The sequence below is a fragment of the Nocardiopsis sp. MT53 genome, from assembly GCF_019598965.1.
Taxonomy (GTDB): Bacteria; Actinomycetota; Actinomycetes; order Streptosporangiales; family Streptosporangiaceae; genus Nocardiopsis; species Nocardiopsis changdeensis.
Genome location: NZ_CP080599.1, coordinates 110,143 through 128,417, shown reverse-complemented (window position 1 = coordinate 128,417; position 18,275 = coordinate 110,143). Strand labels below are relative to the sequence as shown.

General features: G+C 76.1%; 16 protein-coding genes and 1 riboswitch. Of the genes, 13 read left to right on the top strand and 3 right to left on the bottom strand.

Features of this window, described 5'->3' with window-relative positions:
- The first annotated feature begins 304 nt into the window (after positions 1 to 304).
- The 3 genes from K1J57_RS00570 to K1J57_RS33915 are packed head-to-tail and all read left to right on the top strand — an operon-like array spanning position 305 to position 2,267.
- Positions 305 to 1,003, top strand: coding sequence for an SAM-dependent methyltransferase (locus tag K1J57_RS00570; RefSeq protein WP_255646760.1), 699 nt, complete (start codon positions 305 to 307; stop codon positions 1,001 to 1,003).
- Positions 991 to 1,524, top strand: coding sequence for a DinB family protein (locus tag K1J57_RS00565; protein ID WP_220562538.1), 534 nt, complete (start codon positions 991 to 993; stop codon positions 1,522 to 1,524). The genes K1J57_RS00570 and K1J57_RS00565 overlap by 13 nt, the downstream gene beginning before the upstream one ends.
- Positions 1,521 to 2,267 carry a nucleotidyltransferase domain-containing protein gene (locus tag K1J57_RS33915; RefSeq protein ID WP_220562537.1) on the top strand — a complete coding sequence of 249 codons (747 nt, stop codon included), beginning with the start codon at positions 1,521 to 1,523 and terminating at the stop codon, positions 2,265 to 2,267. The genes K1J57_RS00565 and K1J57_RS33915 overlap by 4 nt, the downstream gene beginning before the upstream one ends.
- Here K1J57_RS33915 and K1J57_RS00555 read toward each other — a convergent pair.
- Positions 2,264 to 4,339 (bottom strand): primosomal protein N', encoded by a 2,076-nt coding sequence (locus K1J57_RS00555; RefSeq protein WP_220562536.1) that lies wholly within the window; start codon positions 4,337 to 4,339, stop codon positions 2,264 to 2,266. The two genes, K1J57_RS33915 and K1J57_RS00555, sit on opposite strands and share 4 nt — an antisense overlap.
- Positions 4,340 to 4,452: 113 nt before the next feature.
- Between K1J57_RS00555 and fmt the strand changes: the two genes are divergently transcribed.
- The 10 genes from fmt (at position 4,453) to K1J57_RS00505 (ending at position 14,353) form a co-directional block, all read left to right on the top strand.
- Positions 4,453 to 5,388: a methionyl-tRNA formyltransferase gene (gene fmt / locus K1J57_RS00550; protein WP_220562535.1), complete on the top strand. Its 936-nt coding sequence runs from the start codon at positions 4,453 to 4,455 to the stop codon at positions 5,386 to 5,388.
- A 72-nt stretch (positions 5,389 to 5,460) separates the two neighbouring features.
- Positions 5,461 to 6,933, top strand: a complete 1,473-nt coding sequence (locus K1J57_RS00545) for an RsmB/NOP family class I SAM-dependent RNA methyltransferase (RefSeq protein ID WP_220562534.1) — start codon at positions 5,461 to 5,463, stop codon at positions 6,931 to 6,933.
- A gap of 164 nt (positions 6,934 to 7,097) precedes the next feature.
- Positions 7,098 to 7,766, top strand: a complete 669-nt coding sequence (gene rpe, locus K1J57_RS00540) for a ribulose-phosphate 3-epimerase (protein WP_220562533.1) — start codon at positions 7,098 to 7,100, stop codon at positions 7,764 to 7,766.
- A gap of 167 nt (positions 7,767 to 7,933) precedes the next feature.
- Positions 7,934 to 8,980, top strand: coding sequence for a phosphatase PAP2 family protein (locus tag K1J57_RS00535; RefSeq protein ID WP_255646758.1), 1,047 nt, complete (start codon positions 7,934 to 7,936; stop codon positions 8,978 to 8,980).
- A 73-nt stretch (positions 8,981 to 9,053) separates the two neighbouring features.
- A riboswitch (FMN riboswitch) is annotated at positions 9,054 to 9,184 on the top strand.
- A 115-nt stretch (positions 9,185 to 9,299) separates the two neighbouring features.
- Positions 9,300 to 9,938: a riboflavin synthase gene (locus K1J57_RS00530; RefSeq protein WP_220562532.1), complete on the top strand. Its 639-nt coding sequence runs from the start codon at positions 9,300 to 9,302 to the stop codon at positions 9,936 to 9,938.
- Positions 9,939 to 10,008: 70 nt separating this feature from the next.
- Complete coding sequence (locus tag K1J57_RS00525; RefSeq protein ID WP_220562531.1) at positions 10,009 to 11,298, top strand: bifunctional 3,4-dihydroxy-2-butanone-4-phosphate synthase/GTP cyclohydrolase II; 1,290 nt, start codon at positions 10,009 to 10,011, stop codon at positions 11,296 to 11,298.
- Positions 11,299 to 11,332: 34 nt separating this feature from the next.
- Entirely contained in the window at positions 11,333 to 11,806 is a 474-nt protein-coding gene (ribH, locus tag K1J57_RS00520; protein ID WP_220562530.1) for a 6,7-dimethyl-8-ribityllumazine synthase, read from the top strand.
- A 46-nt stretch (positions 11,807 to 11,852) separates the two neighbouring features.
- On the top strand, positions 11,853 to 12,314 hold the full coding sequence (locus tag K1J57_RS00515) for a PH domain-containing protein (RefSeq protein ID WP_255647281.1): 462 nt from the start codon (positions 11,853 to 11,855) through the stop codon (positions 12,312 to 12,314).
- A 153-nt stretch (positions 12,315 to 12,467) separates the two neighbouring features.
- Positions 12,468 to 13,628, top strand: a complete 1,161-nt coding sequence (locus K1J57_RS00510) for an XdhC/CoxI family protein (protein WP_220562529.1) — start codon at positions 12,468 to 12,470, stop codon at positions 13,626 to 13,628.
- A gap of 155 nt (positions 13,629 to 13,783) precedes the next feature.
- Positions 13,784 to 14,353, top strand: coding sequence for an NTP transferase domain-containing protein (locus K1J57_RS00505; RefSeq protein ID WP_220565259.1), 570 nt, complete (start codon positions 13,784 to 13,786; stop codon positions 14,351 to 14,353).
- A gap of 89 nt (positions 14,354 to 14,442) precedes the next feature.
- On the opposite strand, the gene K1J57_RS00500 is transcribed toward K1J57_RS00505, so the two are convergent.
- Positions 14,443 to 15,357 carry an aldose 1-epimerase family protein gene (locus tag K1J57_RS00500; RefSeq protein WP_220562528.1) on the bottom strand — a complete coding sequence of 305 codons (915 nt, stop codon included), beginning with the start codon at positions 15,355 to 15,357 and terminating at the stop codon, positions 14,443 to 14,445.
- A gap of 64 nt (positions 15,358 to 15,421) precedes the next feature.
- The gene (locus K1J57_RS00495) at positions 15,422 to 18,127 is read right to left on the bottom strand and encodes a serine/threonine protein kinase (RefSeq protein ID WP_220562527.1); all 2,706 of its coding nucleotides are present in this window, start codon (positions 18,125 to 18,127) and stop codon (positions 15,422 to 15,424) included.
- Positions 18,128 to 18,275 lie beyond the last annotated feature (148 nt).

The window sequence follows — 18,275 nt, the reverse complement described above, 5'->3', positions numbered from 1 at the left end:
CGCCGGGCCCCCTGCGGCGGGGCGGCCCTCCCGCCGCCCCCGGGGCGGGAGGTCCCCGGTCGGGGGCGCCGCCCGCGGGCGGCGCCCCCGATGTGCTTTTCAGGACTTACGCCTCGGAATCCCTGAGGGCACAAGGCGCAACAAACGACGAAATAGGGCACATAACACACAGGGGTGTGCCGGGAATCACTTTCCCAAGGGGTAGCATCAGGCCCTGATGGCATGGCGCGGTGCCGCGGACCCGACCGGTCCTGCCGACGGCGCGCCGGCCTCCCACGAGCGGACCGGCTGGGGGAGCGTGATCGTGACGGACGTCCGAGGCAACGAGGCGGGACCGCTCAGGGGCGCCCACCGCGAGCCGGTGCGCCGACCCGCACGCGGATCCGGCGTCGTCGACCTGCGCGGCCGGCCCCCGCGCCCGAGCCCGGAGCCCGACGAGGCCGCCCGCCGCCACACCGCGTTCCTGGACCGGGTGACCGCCTACCTGTGCGCGGACGCCGGGACCGGCCAGTTCGTCGACTGGGGCTGCCCGGTGCCCGGCCTGGCCGCCATGGTCCGCGCCCACCGGCCCGGCGCCCGCGTCGTCCACGTCGCCCCGCCCGGGGTCGCCGGCACCCTCGCCTCCTCCGACGGGGCCGTCGTCTCCTCCGAGGGCGGCCCCTCCGCCGCCCTGCACCGCCTCGCCACCTCCGGGCTCGTCGACCTCGACGAGCCCGTCGCCGTTCTCATGACCCGGCCCTTCCCCGCCGACGCCCCGCCCGGGGGCATCGCCGACCTGTACGGCCTGCTGCGCGGCGGCGGCCACCTCGCCCTGGCCTCCACCGCGCCCCACCAGGTGCTGCTGCGCGCCCTGGCCCCCTTCCACCCCGTCGAACCCGGGGCCGCCGACCTGGTGTGGTGGCCCTATCCGGACGAGGACGTGGCGGCCCGCGGCAGCGGGATCCTGGGCGCGCTCGGCCGCGCGCCCGCACGGGGCGGGGGCGGGAACCGATGGCGACGCTGAACTGGACGGGCGAGATCCTGGCGCAGCTCCAGTTCTACTGGGACTTCTCGCTGTGGCCCCGGCTGGAGGGGCTCACCGACGCGGAGTTCCACTGGGAGCCCGCCCCCGGCGCCTGGGGCGTGCGCCCCGGCCCCGACGGCCGCTTCCGCCCCGACCGGGCGAGTCCCGAGCCCGACCCGCCGCCGGTCACCACCATCGCCTGGCGGCTGGGCCACATCGTCGTCGAGGTCCTGGAGCTGCGCGACGACCGCCACTTCGGCCACGGCGCCCTGCACGGCGTCGAATGGCCCGGCACCGCCGACGGCGCCCGCGAGCGCCTGCGCCTGGCGTACCTCTCCTGGTCCGACCACGTCCGCTCCCTGGACGAGGAGGGCCTGGCCGCCCCGGTCGGCGGCGCCGAGTCCCCCGAGTGGTCCGACTTCCCCATGGTCGCCCTCGTCCTGCACGTCCAGCGCGAGGTCATCCACCACAGCGCCGAGATCTCCCTGCTCCGCGACCTCTACCGCGCGGGACTCCGGTGACCCCGCCCGATCCGGGACGCCGCGACCGCCTCCTCTCCGACCTGATGGAGCGCGCCCGCGCCGACCCGGCCGTGATCGGGGCCGCGCTGACCGGCTCGCTCGCCGCCGGCACGGCCGACCCCTGGTCCGACATCGACCTCGTCCTGGGCACCGCCGGACCGCACGAGGCGGTCCTGGCGGACTGGACGGACCTGCTCACCGGCCGGTACGCGGCGGTCCACCACTGGGACCTGCCACTGTCCCGGCCCGGTGCGGTCCGGGTGTTCCTGCTCCCTGGCGGTCCCGAGGTCGACCTCACCGTTGTCCCGGGGGAGGAGTTCGGCGCCCGGGGCCCGCAGTGGCGGACCTTGTTCGGCCGGGACCACGCCCTGGAACCCTTCGCCGAGCCCGACCCCGACACCCTCATCGGCCTGGCCTGGCACCACGCCCTGCACGCCCGTACCTGCGTCGAACGCGGCCGCATCTGGCAGGCCGTCCACTGGATCGGAGCCCTGCGCACCCAGGCCATCGCCCTGGCCTGCCGCAACCGGGGGCTGCCCGCCGCCCACGCCAAGGGCGCCCACCTGCTGCCGCCGGAGGTCCTGGGCCCGCTGGCCGCGTCCTTGCCCGCCGACACCTCCCGAGAGGGCCTGCTCCAGCCGCTGGCGGCCCTGGCCGACCTGCTCATCGCCGAGATCGCGGCGGCCGACCCCGGGCTCGCCCGCCGCCTGGCCTCCGAACTCGCCCGCGCAGCGAAGCCCTAGACCACGTGGAGGGGGTCGACGCGGATCTGGGCCAGGCGCTCCTCGCGGCGGGCGCTGCGGGCGGCCGCGGCGGCCTTGAGGGAGCGGGCCAGGGGGCCCACCCCCGCGCGGGACACCCGGAGCAGGGCGCGCTCGGTGGTGCCGGCCCCGCCCGGCCCGGCGGGGCCCTCGCGGTCGGGCCCGACGGGCACCGGGCCCAGCAGCTCCACGCCCTCGGGCAGCTCCACCTGGTCCAGGAGCTCGCGCACGTGGTCGGGGCCGCCGGTCACCGACGCCATCGACACCGCCGGGGGGAACCCCAGCTCGCGGCGGTCGGCCAGCTCGCGTTCGGCGAACCCCGCCGGGTCCCAGCGCACCAGCGACTGCACCACCGGCGACGACGCCTCGGCGCACACCACCACCGTGCCGCCCGGGCGCACCAGCGCCGCGGCGCTCAGCCACCGCCGCAGCGTCTCCTCGGCCGCCCGCAGGTCCAGCCGGTTGAGCAGTGCCCAGCCGTCCAGCAGCACCGCCGCCGCGTACCCGCCCTCGGCCACCGGTTCGGCCCCCGGGGTGGCCACCACCAGCGACGGCGTCCCCGGCACCGCGGGCAGCACCTCGTCGCGGCCGGAGGTGCGCACCGCCACCGACGGGAACGCCCGCCCCAGCTCCTCGGCGGTGCGCCGGTCGCCCACCACCACCGCGCGCATCCGGTTCACCCCGCACTCGGGGCACGCCCACGCGCCCGCCACCCGGCCGCACCACCCGCAGGAGGGCAGGGCGTGCGAGCCGCGCACCGCCAGCGGCCCGTGGCAGGCGTCGCAGCGCGCGGGCTCCCGGCAGCCCGCGCAGGCCAGCGTCGCCAGGTAGCCGCGCCGCGGCACCTGGAACAGCACCGCGCCCTCCCGGGACGCCTGCCGCGCCACCCGCAGCGCCAGCCCCGGCAGCCGCGCCGAGCGCGCCGCCCCGTCCCGTTCCAGCTCGCGGTCGTCCCCCGCGGCCCGCACCACCGGGGCGCGCCTGCGCAGCACCGCCCGGTCGGCGACCAGCTGCCCGGCCCAGCCCGAGTCCACCAGCATCTGGGCGTCGGTGGTCCGGGTGTGCCCGCCGATCAGCGCCCCCGCCCCCGCCCGGTGGGCGCGCATCGACAGCACCGTGCGCGCGTGCGGGTAGGGGGCGTGCGGGTCGGCGTGCACGTCGTCGCCGTCGTCCCACAGCACCACCAGGCCCACGTCGCGCACGGGGGCGAACGCCGCCGCCCGTGTGCCCACCACCACCCGCACCCGGTCGCGCAGCACCGCCAGCCACCGCCGGTACCGCTCGGCGGGGCCCAGTCCGGCGGTCAGCGCCACGTGCCGGTCCGGGCCCAGCACCGCGGTCAGTGCCGCGTCCACCCGCTCCACGTCGCGCCCGTCGGGCACCACGACCACGGTGCCCCGCCCGGCGGCCAGCGCGGTGCCCGCGGCCACGGCGATCGCCTCGGGCCAGTCCGGCCCCGGCAGCGCGTTCCACACGGCCCGGGGCGCCCTCCCCGCGGCCAGCTCCGCCAGGAACGCCGGGCCGTCGGGGTAGTCCTCCCACGGTCCCGCCCCCGGTGCGGCGAACCCCCCCTCGGCGCCCCCGGCGGGCTCCTCCTTCTCGGCCCGGGCGTGCCGGGGCGGCACCGCCAGCCGCAGCACGTCGCTCAGGGTGCCCGCGTACCGGTCCGCGACCGCGCGGGACAGCCCCAGGACCTCGGGGGTGAGCACCGGCTCGGGGGAGACCACCGAGTCCAGGTAGGCCAGCCGGCCGGTGAACTCCGACGCCTCCACCCGCTCGGCCAGGAACCCGGTCAGCTTCCGGTTGTTGAACCTCACCCGCACCCGGCAGCCCGGCACCGCGGCCTCGTCCATGTCGGCGGGCACCCGGTAGTCGAAGTACCGGTCCAGGTGCGGCAGCGGGGTGTCCACGACCACGCGCGCGACCGGCAGCCGCTCGGCGGGCGTGCGCGGGGCCGGGCGGCCGGACCGCTTCTTCTCCTGCTCCTTCTCCGCCGGGGGCGCGGCGGGAAGCTCGAAGAGGACCCCCTCGGGTCCGGTGGGCTGGGATGTCATCACCCTCTGGTGTACCAGAACCCGGCGACACCGGCCGTGGGGCGCCCGGTACGGCTGGTAGAACTGGGAACCGCGGCGGTGGGCCGCGGACCGCACAGCCAGGGGGGACCCGCATGAAACTCGTCTTCGCCGGAACACCGCAGGTCGCGGTTCCGTCCCTACAGGCGCTGATCGACTCCGACCACGAGGTCGCCGCCGTCGTCACCCGCCCCGACGCCCGCTCCGGGCGCGGGCGCAAGGTGTCCCCCAGCCCGGTCGCCGAGCTCGCCGAGAAGGCGGGCATCGAGGTCCTCAAGCCCGCCAAGGCGGGCGACCCCGACTTCCTGGCCCGCCTGGCCGAGATCGCCCCCGACTGCTGCCCGGTGGTCGCCTACGGGGCGCTGCTGCCCCAGGCCGCCCTGGACATCCCCCGCCACGGCTGGGTCAACCTGCACTTCTCCCTGCTGCCGGCGTGGCGCGGCGCCGCCCCGGTCCAGCACGCCGTCCTGCACGGCGACGACGTCACCGGGGCCTCCACGTTCCGGATCGTCAAGGAGCTGGACGCCGGCCCCGTCTACGGCACCCTCACCGAGGCCGTGCGCCCCACCGACACCAGCGGCGAACTCCTGGACCGGCTGGCCGACGCGGGCGCGGGGCTGCTGGTCCGCACCGTCGACGGCATCGCCTCGGGCGAGCTGTCCCCGGTCCCGCAGCCCGACGCCGAGGTCTCCTACGCCTCCAAGCTGGAGCCGGCGGACGCCGAGGTCGACTTCACCGCCCCGGCCCAGCGCGTTGACCGGCTGGTGCGCGCCTGCACGCCCGCCCCCGGCGCCTGGACGACCTTCCGCGGCGCGCGGCTCAAGCTCGGCCCCCTCGTCCCCGTCACCGACGCCGACACCCCGGCCCTGGACCCGGGCCGCCTGCACGCCGACAAGAAGCGGGTCCTGGTCGGCACCGCCACCCACCCGGTGCGGCTGGGCGAGGTGCAGCCCCAGGGCAAGCGCGCGATGAACGCCGTGGACTGGGCCCGTGGCGTGCGTCCCACCGCGGATGACCGCCTGGGCGACTGAGCTGCCGTAGGCTCGACCGGGTGGGGCCGCGCCCCACCCGGTCACGTCCTTCAGGCCCAGGAGCAGCACACCTTGAGCGAGCAGTCCCGATCCCCGTACCGCCGTCCGCGCCGCGGGCCCCGCCCAGGCGGGGCACGGTCCGGCGGGGCCCAGGGCGCTGCCGCGAAGCCCGGCGCGCCCCGCGACCCGGCCCGCCGGGTCGCCTACGACGTCCTGCGCGCGGTCCAGGACCGCGACGCCTACGCCAACCTGCTGCTGCCCTCCCTGCTCAACGAACGCGGCATCGCCGGCCGCGACGCGGCCCTGGCCACCGAGCTGACCTACGGCACGCTGCGCCTCCAGGGGACCTACGACGCGATCATGGAGACGTGCGTGGACCGCACCCTGGCCTCCGTGGACGCCGAGGTGCTGCCGCTGCTGCGGCTGGGCGCCCACCAGCTGCTGTCCACCAAGATCCCGCCGCACGCCGCCGTCAGCGCCACCGTGGACCTGGCCCGCCGGGTGGTCGGCCAGCACCGGGCCAGGTTCGCCAACGCCGTCCTGCGCAAGGTGTCCGCCCGCGACCTGGACGAGTGGACCGGGGTCGTGGCCCCGGACCGCGCCGTGGACCCCAGCGGGTACCTGTCGGTGGTGCACAGCCACCCGCGCTGGATCGTCAAGGAGCTGGCCCGCGCCCTGGGGGAGCGGTCCAAGACGGGCCTGGTGGAGACCGAGCGCTTGCTCGCCGCCCACAACGAGCGGCCCAGGGTGACCCTGGTGGCCAAGCCGGGCCGCGCCACCGTCGAGGACCTGGTCGCGGCCGGGGCCGAGCCCACCCCGTACTCGCCGTTCGGCGCGCGGCTGACCGAGGGCGACCCGGCGGCGATCCGCGAGGTCCGCCAGGGCCGCGCCGCGGTCCAGGACGAGGCCAGCCAGCTGGTGGCGCTCGCCCTGACCCGGGTCGACGTCCAGGGCCGCGACGAACTGTGGCTGGACATGTGCGCGGGCCCCGGCGGCAAGGCCGGGCTGCTCGCCTCTCTGGCCGGGCGGCGCGAGGCCCGCCTGGTGGCCTCGGAGGTCCAGCCGGCCCGCGCCGGGCTGGTCGCGGGCGCGGTGCGCCGCGCCCCGCGCGACGCCGGCCGGGCGATCGCCGCCGACGGCACCCGGCCGGCCTGGCGCCCCGGGACGTTCGACCGGGTCCTGGCCGACGTGCCCTGCACGGGTCTGGGCGCGCTGCGCCGCCGCCCCGAGGCGCGCTGGCGGCGCACCGAGGACTCCGCGGCCGAGCTCGCCCCGCTCCAGCACGACCTGCTGGTCAGCGCCGTGGAGTCGGTGCGGCCGGGCGGGGTGGTGGCGTACGTGACGTGCTCCCCGCACCTGGACGAGACCGACGCGATCGTGCGCCGCGTCCTGGCCGAGCGCGACGACCTCACCCTGCTGCGCGCCCCCGACCTGCTGGACGAGGTGCCCGGCCTGGCGGCCGGGGAGGACGGGAACTACGCGCAGTTCTGGCCGCACCGGCACGGTACCGACGCCATGTTCCTGGCCCTGCTGCGCCGGAACTGACGCGGCGCCCGGCGGCGCTCCCGCCCGGAGCGCCGCCGGGCTTTCCCGGCAGAACCGGACAAGCGTGATCTACATCGTCAAGTTGGTGCTTTTCGCAAAAGCACCCAGGTCCGACCGGGCGCCCCGGCACCGCGGCCGCCACCGCCCTGGCTACACTGCCAGGCGTGGCAATCCAGATCTCACCCAGCATCCTCAGCGCCGACTTCGCGCGCCTGGCCGACGAGGCCGCCGCCGTCCCCAACGCCGACTGGCTGCACGTCGACGTGATGGACGGGCACTTCGTCCCCAACCTCACGCTCGGCCTGCCCATCGTCGAGTCCCTGCTCAAGGCGACCGACACCCCCCTGGACTGCCACCTCATGATCGAGGACCCCGACCGCTGGGCGCCCGCCTACGCCGAGGCCGGGGCCGGCAGCGTCACCATCCACGCCAAGGCCGCGAGCGCCCCCGTGCGCACCCTGCGCGAGATCCGCCGCCTGGGCGCCCGCGCCGGGCTGGCCCTCAACCCCGCCGAGCCGGTCGAGCCCTACGCCGACCTCGTGGGCGAGATGGACATGCTCCTGCTCATGACCGTCGAGCCCGGCTTCGGCGGCCAGAAGTTCCTCGACCTGGTCCTGCCCAAGATCCGCCGGGCCCGCGAGATCCTCGACGGCCGCGAGGCCTCCGTCTGGCTCCAGGTCGACGGCGGCGTCAGTGACGAGACCATCGAACGCGCCGCCGAGGCCGGGGCCGACGTCTTCGTCGCCGGGTCCGCCGTCTACGGCGCCCAGGACCCCGCCAAGGCGATCGACTCCCTGCGCGCCCAGGCCGTCGAGGCCGCCGCCCGGGGATAACGATCCCGGTGCGGCCGGGGCCCCGACTGGCCACCGCCCCGCCGCACCCCCTAGGCTGGCGCACCGTAGTCGTCGATTCAGCTTGGTCGCGGCTCCGTCTTCCCCCCGCGCCGGCGGTCTGGGGGAGCGGCGCGGCGTGAGCACGTAGCCAAGCGCGGACACCTGGGGTGCGCGCTGTGATCATGGACGTGCTGTGGGACGCGGAGACCGCGCCCATCGAGTGGCTCCAGGGCCTGGCCGACTGGCCGGTCCTGCCGTTGACCGCCGTCACCGGCCTCGGTGCCCAGGCGGTCGTCATCCCCCTGCTGGCGCTGGTCTTCTGGTGCGTCAGCCCCGGCCTGGGCGGCCGGCTGCTGGTCCTGGCCATCTCCTCGTCGGTGGTCAACCACCTGCTCAAGCTCTTCGTCCACGGGTCGCGCCCCTCCTGGTACAGCGCGCAGATCGCCCAGCACACGAGCGAGTCGAGCTTCGGCATGCCCTCGGGGCACGCTCAGGGCGCCACGGTGGTCCTGGGGTACGCGGGGATCAGGTCCGGCCGCCGCGGGCTGCTGTGGGCCGCGCTCGCGCTGGCCGCCCTCATCTGCTTCTCCCGCGTCTACCTGGGCGCGCACTTCATCAGCGACGTCGTCGTCGGCGTCCTGCTGGGGGCGCTGATCCTGTGGGCGTTCCTGCGCTGGGAGGACCGCGTCCTGGCCTGGTGGCGCGGGCTGCCGACGGCGCGCTGGGCGTCCCTCGCGGTCGCGGCGGCGCTGGTGCCCTGCGTCCTGGCCGCACTGTGGCGCTACACCGCCCGCGGCGACTGGACCGTCCCCGCCGGGTGGATCGGGGCCGTCCCGCCCGACCCGGCCGGGTACACCCTCTCCGGCGTCTACTCCACGTCGGGCGCGCTGCTGGCCGTCCTCGTCGGGCTCACACTGCTGGACCGCCGCGGCTGGTATTCGGCCCGGGGGCGGATCGGCGCGCGCGCCGCCCGGTTCGTCCTGGGCCTGTCCGTGGTCCTGTGCATCGAGGTCCTCTCCCGGCTGCTGTCCGGGCCGCTCACCGGGATGGCCGACGCCGTCGCCTCCTTCGCCGCCTCCGGCGCGATCCTGTTCTGGATCACCTTCGGCGCGCCGGAGCTGTTCGTGCGCAGCGGGCTGGCGGAGCGCCCCGGCACGCCCCCCGGCCAGGGCGGACACGCGCGGGACCGGCTGGACGACCTGCCCGGGGCATGATCCCCATCACACGAACTATGCGCTGTTGCTACTGCGGCGTTAAGATCGTTGGCGTCTCAGACATCAGTTGAGAATGCGTGCTCCGGGGTCGGTGAAAGTCCGAACCGGCGGTGACAGTCCGCGACCCGGCCGAGTCCATCGGCCGGTTGAACCGGTGGAATTCCGGTACCGACGGTGAAAGTCCGGATGGGAGGCAGCACGCGTCGGGACGGTCTGTGTGCCGTGGTGCCCCCGTGCCCGCGGCCCTTCGCCGACCCGCCGTGGACGCATGTTCCGCACACGCCCCGGAGCCGTACCAGGCGATTGGGAAGGCAAGGGCGTGTTCACAGGAATCGTGGAAGAGCTCGGCGAGGTCGTCTCCCTCACCCCCGCGGGCACCGCGGGCGAGGCCGTTCGGCTCACCGTGCGCGGCCCCCTGGTCTCCTCCGACGCCGGCCACGGCGACTCCATCTCCGTCAACGGCGTGTGCCTGACCGTCGTCGACCGCGGCGAGGGCACCTTCACCGCCGACGTCATGAAGGAGTCCCTGGACCGCTCCTCCCTGGGCTCCCTGGCCGCCGGCTCCCCGGTCAACCTCGAACGCGCCGCGCGCGTCGACTCGCGCCTGGGCGGGCACATCGTGCAGGGCCACGTGGACGGCACCGCCCGCCTGGTCTCCCGGAATCCGGGCGACAACTGGGATGTTCTACGGTTCGAGCTGCCCGCCGGGCTGTCCCGGTACGTGGTCGAGAAGGGGTCGATCACGGTCGACGGCACCAGCCTGACCGTGTCGGCCGTCAGCGACCCGGGCGCGGCCCGGGGGTTCTTCGAGGTCAGCCTCATCCCGGAGACCCTGCGCGCCACCACTCTGGGCTCCCTGGCCGTCGGCGCCGCCGTGAACATCGAGGTCGACGTGGTCGCCAAGTACGTGGAGCGCATCACCGCCGTGGCCGCCGCCGAGGGCCGCGCGCACACCTGACCCCCGCCGGAGCGGACCCCGACGGGCCGCCACCGATCCCACACCACACCCACCGACACCTGGAGCGGGAATGACCGTCACCGACACCACCCCGGCCGCGGCCGACGCCGAGCGGCCCGTGGTCCTCGACCCGATCGAGGACGCCATCGCCGATTTCGCCGCCGGACGCGCCATCGTGGTGGTGGACGACGAGGACCGCGAGAACGAGGGCGACATCATCTTCGCGGCCGAGCTCGCCACCCCCGAGCTGCTGGCGTTCATGATCCGCTACACCTCCGGCGTGGTCTGCGTGCCCATGGAGGGCCCGGACCTGGACCGGCTCGACCTGCCGCTGATGACGGCGCGCAACGAGGAGAGCCTGCGCACCGCCTACACCGTGACGGTGGACGCCCGCGAGGGCGTCAGCACCGGCATCTCCGCCGCCGACCGGGCGCACACGATCCGCCTGCTGGCCTCCGCCGGGAGCCGCCCCACCGACTTCGTGCGCCCCGGGCACATCCTGCCGCTGCGCGCCCGTCCGGGCGGCGTGCTGGCCCGGCGCGGCCACACCGAGGCGTCGGTGGACTTCGCCAGGCTGGCCGGCCTGCGCCCCGCCGGCGTGCTGGCCGAGGTGGTCGAGGACGACGGCACCATGGCGCGGCTGCCGCGCCTGCGCGAGTTCGCGGACGAGCACGGCCTGAAGCTGGTGTCGGTGGAGCAGCTGGCCGCGTACCGCCTGGCGCTGGGCGAGTCGCTCACCGAGGAGGAGGCCCACCCGCCGCTGGTGACCCGCCTGGTGGAGACCCGCATGCCCAACCGGTACGGGCAGTGGCGCGCCGTCGGGTTCAAGGGGACGGCCGACGGCGCCGAGCACGTCGCCCTGGTCATGGGCGACCTGGGGGACGGCACCGACGTCCTGGTGCGGCTGCACTCGGAGTGCCTGACCGGCGACGCGTTCGGGTCGCACCGCTGCGACTGCGGCCCGCAGCTGGACGCGGCCATGGCCGACATCGCCCGCGAGGGCCGCGGGGTGCTCGTCTACCTGGGCGGGCACGAGGGGCGCGGCATCGGGCTGCTGCACAAGCTGCGCGCCTACGCCCTCCAGGACGAGGGGATGGACACCGTCGACGCGAACCTGCGGCTGGGGCTGCCGGCGGACGCCCGGGAGTTCGGCGCCGGGGCGCAGATCCTCGCCGACCTGGGCGTCTCCTCAGTGCGGCTGCTGTCCAACAACCCGGAGAAGGCCCAGGGCCTGGAGCGGCACGGGGTGCGGGTCAAGGAGCGGGTGCTGATGCCCGCGTTCCTCACCGCCGACAACGCCGCCTACCTGCGGACCAAGCGCGACCGGATGGGGCACGACCTGTCCGGCGTCACCGACTGACCCACGAGAACGAGACGACTGGAGCGAAGAAGCGATGAGCGGTGAAGGACGCCCGCAGGGGCAGGACGTCGACGCCTCCGGCATGTCGGTGGGCATCGTGGTGACCCGGTGGAACGCGCCGATCGTGGAGCCGATGCTGGCCAACGCGCTGGCGGTGGTCAAGGGGTCGGGTGCCGCCGAGCCGGTGGTGGTCCGGGTGGCCGGGGCGGTCGAGATCCCGGTGGTGGCCCAGGAGCTGGCCCGCCGCCACGACGCGGTGATCGCGCTGGGCGCGGTCATCCGCGGCGGGACCCCGCACTTCGAGTACGTGTGCCAGTCGGTGACGCAGGGGCTCACCGAGGTGGCGCTGCGCCAGTCCACCCCCGTGGGCAACGGCGTGCTGACCTGTGACACCCTGGAGCAGGCGCGGGACCGCGCCGGTCTGCCGGGCAGCGCGGAGGACAAGGGCGCCGAGGCGGCCCTGGCCGCGCTGGAGGCGGCCGTGGTCCTGCGCGGACTGCGGAGCTAGGCCGTTCGGGGAGTGGGAGTCACGAGTGCGGACGAGGGAACAGACCGTGGACGAGGCGGCGCGGCGGCCTGAGGGGCCCAGGGTCTGGCGTCCCCGGGCGGTGCGGATGGTCGCCTACGGGCTGGGGCTGCTGATCGTGGCCACGATGGCCGTCCTGGCGTCGGTGCTGCCGGGCGACTGGCGGTTCATGGACCGGCTGCTGCTCGTGGGCGTGGGCCTGGCGATCGCCGCGACCCTGCACCTGCTGGCCCGGCCCAGGCTGGAGGCGTCGCGGGACGGGGTGACGGTGGTCAACAGCATCCGCACGCACGTGCTGTCGTGGGCGGAGATCGTGGACGTGCGGATGCCCGAGGGCGAGCCGTGGCCGTCGGTGGACCTGTCCGACGGGACCACGCTGGCGGTGATGGGCATCCAGAGCGCCGACGGCGACCGGGCCCGCGCCGCCCTGGAGGAGTTCCGGGAGCTGCTGCGCGAGCGCGGCGAGGCCGCGGAGCCGGACCGGGACTGACCCCGGGACCCGCGGTCCCGCCCGCCTTGTGCGAACGTCCAACGGGAGCCTTCGTTTCTTGACGGAACGGAGGCTCCCGTCATGCCGGGCGGAGCACATAGTTTGGTGGTGAAGGCCACAGGACGTGGCAGCCGACGGGGAGCGGGGGACCGCGTGCGCGATATCCGAGAGGCCGTGGCGGAGATGTACGCCTCGGGGGAGAGGTTCGCCGTCGCGACGGTGATCGACACCTTCAAGAGCGCGCCGCGCCCGGCCGGGGCGGCGATGGCGGTGAGCGCCTCGGGGGAGGTCGTCGGGAGCCTGTCGGGGGGCTGCGTGGAGGGCGCGGTCTACGAGGAGGCGATGGAGGCGATCCGCACCGGGGTGCCGGTGCGCCGGACCTACGGCGTCGCCGACGAGGACGCCTTCAGCGTGGGTCTGACCTGTGGCGGGACCCTGCACGTGTTCGTGGAGCCGGTGGACCGCGGGCTCCACCCCTCGCTGGGCTCGGTGCTGGGCGCCCTCGACGAGCATCAGCCGGTGGCGGTGGCCACCGTCGTGTCGGACCCCTCCGGCGGGGACCGGGTGGGGCGGCGCCGGGTCGTGTGGCCCGGGCACGCCGAGGGCGACATGGGCGGCGACCGGCTGAACGACGCCCTGGACGACGACGTGCGCGGCATGCTGGCCCAGGGCACCACGGGCCTGATGCGCTACGGCGCGGACGGGCAGCGGCGCGGGGACGAGCTGGAGGTGTTCGTGCAGGCGTTCGCGCCGCCGCCGCTGATGCTGGTCTTCGGCGCGATCGACTTCGCGGCGGCGGTGGCCGGGATGGGCGCCTTCCTCGGCTACCGGGTGACGGTGTGCGACGCCCGCCCGGTGTTCGCCACCGCCAAGCGGTTCCCCGCCGCGGAGGAGGTGGTGGTCAAGTGGCCGCACGTGTACCTGGACGAGGTGGCCGACCGCGTCGACGAGCGCACGGCGATCTGCGTGCTCACCCACGACCCCAAGTTCGACGTGCCGGTGCTGACGGCGGCGCTGCGCACCCGCGCCGGGTACATCGGGGCGATGGGGTCGCGGCGCACCCACGAGGACCGGATGGCGCGGCTGCGCGAGGCGGGCCTGTCCGAGGGTGAGCTGGCGCGGCTGCACTCGCCGATCGGCCTGGACCTGGGGGCGCGGACCCCGGAGGAGACGGCGGTGTCGATCGCCGCCGAGCTGGTGCGCTCCCGCTGGGGCGGCAGCGGCCGGGCGCTGAGCGAGACCACGGGCCGGATCCACCGGGACGTCACCGTGGCGCCCTTCCTTCCGGCCGGATTCGGTCACGTCGACAGGTGAACCGGAACACGGGGACGGGCGGAACCGCAGGTCGTCCCCGGCGCCCGGACCGGGACGGGGAAGACTTTCGGACGGGGTCGCCCGGGCGGCCGGTGCGCGGTGCCCGCGCGTGGCATCATCGCGTCATGGGAAGCGGCACGGGGGAACACGGCCGGGTGGCGGGGCTGCTGCTGGCCGCCGGTTCCGGAAGCAGGCTGGGCAGGCCCAAGGCACTGGTCGAGGTCGGCGGCGAGCGCCTGGTCGACCGGGGGGTGCGCACCCTGCGCGCCGGCGGCTGCGCGCCCGTCGTGGTGGTGCTGGGCGCCGCGGACACGGCGGTCCCCGACGCCTGGACGGTGCTCAACCCGGAGTGGGCCTCGGGGATGGGCTCGTCGCTGCGGGCCGGGATCGACGCCCTGCCCGACGGGGTCGACGCGGTCCTGATCTCGCTGGCCGACCAGCCGCTGGTCACGCCCGAGGCGGTGGCCCGGCTGGTGGCGGCGCACGCCGACGGCGCCCGCGCCGCGGTGGCCACCTACCGGGGCAACCAGCGCAACCCGGTGCTCATCGGCCGCGAGCACTGGTCCACGGTGCACGCCATGGCCGTCGCCGACGTGGGGGCGCGCCCGTTCCTGCGCGCCTACTCCCACGTGGTCACCCCGGTGGCCTGCGACGGCGTCGCCAGCCCCGAGGACATCGACACCCAGGAGGACCTGCTGCGCCTGCGCGACCTGATCGGCCGCTAGAGCGGCGTTCTTTCGAGCCTCCGCCGCGCTGCGGCCCGCCCGCCGCCCCCGGACGTCTCCTCCGGGCCTTCAGGACCCCGCCGGGCGCCTCACGGAGCGGAGGCGGTGATGCCGAAGGCGTGCCGGGTGGTCGCGCCGGGTTCCAGGACGATGAGCCCGGTGCCGGTGTTGAACGCGTCCGGCGGGCAGGTCATGGGCTCCACGGCCAGGTGGGCGCGGCGGTCGGCGCCGGCGAGGGTGTCGGAGCTGAACAGCTGCAGGTACCCGAAGCCCGCGTCGCACCACACCGAGACCCGGTGGCGGGGCCCGTCCACGTGGGTCCAGGCCCGGCCGTCGGCGTCGCGCTCCCCGATGACGAAGGCGGTGTCCAGGACGGTGTCGCCGAGCCCGCGGCCGGGCGGGCGGAAGTCCATGCCGGTGCCCTGTACCGGGACCGGCTCCCCGACCGGCAGCAGCCGGTCGTCGACGGGCTGGCGGGCGGCCACCGGGGCGCTCAGCGTGAGCTCCCCGCGGTCGGCCAGGTCCCGCACGGGCTCGCCCAGGTCCAGGTAGGGGTGGAAGCCCAGCCCGAACGGCGCGGGGGAGTCCCCGGTGGCGCGCGCGGTGGTGGTGACGGTGAGGCCGTCCCCGTCGAGCCGGTAGGCCAGGTCCAGTGCCAGCGGGAAGGGGTAGCCGGCGGTGGCGGGCAGGTCCAGGTGCAGCACGGCCTCCGCGTCGGAGGTCCGCACCGGGGTCCACACCCGGTCGTGGACCAGGCCGTGGATGGCGGACCCGGTGGCGGGGTCGTTGACCTCCAGCGTGTGCTCGCTCCCGCCGAACCGGTAGCGGCCCCGGCCGATCCGGTTGGGCCAGGGGGCGAGCACCTGTCCCTGGAACGCGGTGGGCGCTCCGGTGTAGGGCCACACCAGGTCCCGTCCCCGCCAGGTCAGCGCCTGGAGCGCGGCGCCTTCGACGGCGACGCGCGCGCCGAAGTCCCCCGAGCGCAGTTCGATGGTCTCTCCCACGTGCGGCCTCTTCCTCGTGCCCGGTTCCCCACCGTGGTCCGGCCCCTTGCCGAACCGGGAGATCTTAACCGAGCAGGCCGTCGAGCGGGATGAGCACACCCGAGCCCAGCGCCAGCAGTCCGGTGGACAGCAGCACCACGAGCATGAACACCGACCCGGCCACGGCCATCCGGTACGCGGCCAGGCGGCGGCGCGCCCGCGAAGAGTCCTTCTTGCTCGCCGCGGTGCGGCCCATCGCGATGAGCGCGACGGACAGCAGCACCGGGAGCGGCCAGGAGGCGCCCAGCTCCCCGGGCAGCAGCCCGGTGACCGCGCCGGCGGCGTCGGCCAGCGTCCCCAGGAGCGGCCCGTGGGCGGCGTCGAGCAGCCCGGTGTAGGCGTCGGTGACGAACGGGCTCTGCGGGTAGAAGCCGTCCTCCGGGCGCAGCGCCCGGCCCAGCCCGTCGACTAGGCCCAGCAGGGCGGCCGGGTAGGCGAAGCGGCGGCACCTGCCGGCGGACATGGCCTTCTGGATCTGGGTCATGGTGCGCTGGACCCGTTTGGCGGCGCGCTCCTGCTGCCTGCGGGCGGCGCCGGGGTCCTGCGGTCCCGTGTTCCGGTCGTCGGGCCGCTGCGCGGCGCCCCACCGGTTCCAGCGGGGGCGGGCGGCGTCCTGCGGCGCGGTGCCGCCGACCACGGGGGTGTCGCCGGTGGCGGCCTCGGCCCGGCGGCGGCGCGCGTCGGAGACCCGGCCGCGGGTCTCGTCCCAGCGGGCCCGGGCCGAGCCGGTCAGCGCGGCCCACCGGTCCTGGCGGCGGGCCCGGCCGTCGGCGCGTTCGCGGTCGGCGATGGAGCCGCCGATGCGGACGGCCTCGGGGAGGAGCAGCACGGCGGTGAGCAGGGCGGCGCGCGGGGCGATCGGGTCGCCGCCGCCGTCGCGCAGGCCGGTGCGGCGCTGCTCGTTCCACCAGGGGGCGTGCGGGGCGGGGCTGCGCTGGGCCGGGTGCCAGGACTGGCGGCGCAGCAGGGCGCGGTGCCGGGAGGCGGTGTCGGGTTCCAGGACCAGTTCGACGGCGCGCGCCCAGGTGGTGTCGATCTCGTGGGCGGCGGGCCGGTCCGGCCGGTCGGCCCCGGGGCCGGTGACGCGGTCCAGGGTCTCGGTGACCCGGCGCATCAGCAGGGGGACCTCGTGCTGGGCGCGTTCGAGCAGGACGCAGCGGCCCGAGCCGTCGCTGCGGCAGCCCGGGTGGGGGCACCAGTGCTGGGAGGCCAGGCCCACCGCGCCCGACTCCAGGGCCTCGCGCACCACGGCGTGCCGGCTGGCCTCGCCGGTGGCCAGCTCCAGCAGGCCGTCGGCGCTGATCTCGTGGCCGCGGTAGCGCGGCGGCATGCCCGGCACGTAGCGGGCGGCCAGGGCGCTGATGGCGATGTGCGCGCGCTCGGGGTGGCCGTCCAGGCCGGTGAGGTAGGCGCGGTCGAAGGTGTGGTCCTTGACCTCGCGGTCGAGCCAGGTGCGCAGCTCCGACCAGTGGGTGCGCAGCCACAGGGCGCCGGTCTCGGAGCGGTCCAGCAGGTCGAAGGCCAGGCTCGGCGGGTCCTCGTGGGAGGCCCCGGCGAACACGATGGGGCGCAGCCGGCGCGCGGTGCGCAGGGCGGGCCGCTCCCCGGCCAGCCATTGGGCGACCTCGGCGTACCCCCAGCGGGCGGCGGGGGAGGGGGCGAGCAGTCCGCGCACCAGCAGCCGCCAGTGCTCGTCGGTGACGGCGGAGATGTCCACCTCGGAGTTGCGGGCGGTGAGCCAGTTGCCGCCGCGGTCGGGGCGGCGGCCGGCGACCAGCTCGTGCGCCATCACGCCCAGGGACCACCAGGCGGCCGGGGCCTCGCGGCGGCCCTCGACGACCTCGGGGGCGGCGTAGTCCTCGGTGATGGCCAGGCCGCCGTAGACGCGGCTCATGGTGGCGCGGACGGCGCCGCCGAAGTCGGTGAGCGCCAGTACCGGCGGGTCCAGGGAGCGGACCAGCAGGTTCTCGGGCTTGACGTCGGTGTGGTTGTGCTGGAGGTCGTCCTGCCAGTGGCGCAGGCACTCGGCGACGGCGGAGACGACGGCGCGGGCGCGGGCGTCGTCCAGCGGGGCTTGGTCGATGACGGCGCGCAGGGAGCCGTGCTCGAAGTACTCCTGGGCCTCCCAGGCCAGGTCCTCCTCCCAGGAGCTCTTGGCGTGGCCGTAGCCCTGGACGGCCGGGGTGTGCGGGGAGGCGGTGCCGCGGGCGCGCAGCCGGTCCAGCAGTTCGCGGTTGATGTCGTGGCCGGGCCGGTACACCTTCAGCGCCAGGCGGCGGCCGGGGGAGTCGGTGGGTTCGACGAGGTAGACGACGGCCTCGCCGCCCGCGCCGATGCGGTCCAGGACCTGGTAGCGGCGGCGCAGCTCGGCGGGGACGGCGTAGTCCAGGTCGCTGGCCGGGCCGACGACGACCCGGGAGACGAGGCGGGCCAGCCAGTCCAGGAAGGGGCCGAACAGGGTGCGCCACCAGGGGGTGCGGGCGTCGCCGCCGGGGCGCGGGGCGCCGGGGCCGGCGGTGGCCGCGGCGGGCCGGTCCACCCGGGTGGGCGGGGCCGCCGGGCCGGGGCCCTGGACGCGGGTGGGAGGGGTCGCGTCGCGGCCGGAGCCCGGCCGCAGGACACGGGTGACCCACCGCGTGGCCCGCGGGGCGGGGTCCGCCTTGGCGGTGGGCGCGGTGGGTTCGATCCGTTGCGTCGGCGCGTTGTCGTCACCGGTGTGGGGCGTGACCATGGAGGTCGGTGCCGTCCTTCGGTTGCGTGGGTGTCGTGGCCGGGATCGGCGGGCCGTCTCCAGGTTAGATGCCCGGCGACGGCCGGTGTCGACCGTGCGCCCGCGGACCCCCGTCGACGATGCGCGCCTCTCCCCGTCTTTCACCCTC

Bases quoted from the DNA above. Each gene is read 5' to 3' on its own strand.
- K1J57_RS00565 (WP_220562538.1), top strand. From the start codon at position 991: ATGGCGACGCTGAACTGGACGGGCGAGATCCTGGCGCAGCTCCAGTTC.
- K1J57_RS00555 (WP_220562536.1), bottom strand. From the start codon at position 4,339: ATGACATCCCAGCCCACCGGACCCGAGGGGGTCCTCTTCGAGCTTCCC.
- fmt (WP_220562535.1), top strand. From the start codon at position 4,453: ATGAAACTCGTCTTCGCCGGAACACCGCAGGTCGCGGTTCCGTCCCTA.
- K1J57_RS00525 (WP_220562531.1), top strand. From the start codon at position 10,009: ATGACCGTCACCGACACCACCCCGGCCGCGGCCGACGCCGAGCGGCCC.
- ribH (WP_220562530.1), top strand. From the start codon at position 11,333: ATGAGCGGTGAAGGACGCCCGCAGGGGCAGGACGTCGACGCCTCCGGC.
- K1J57_RS00495 (WP_220562527.1), bottom strand. From the start codon at position 18,127: ATGGTCACGCCCCACACCGGTGACGACAACGCGCCGACGCAACGGATC.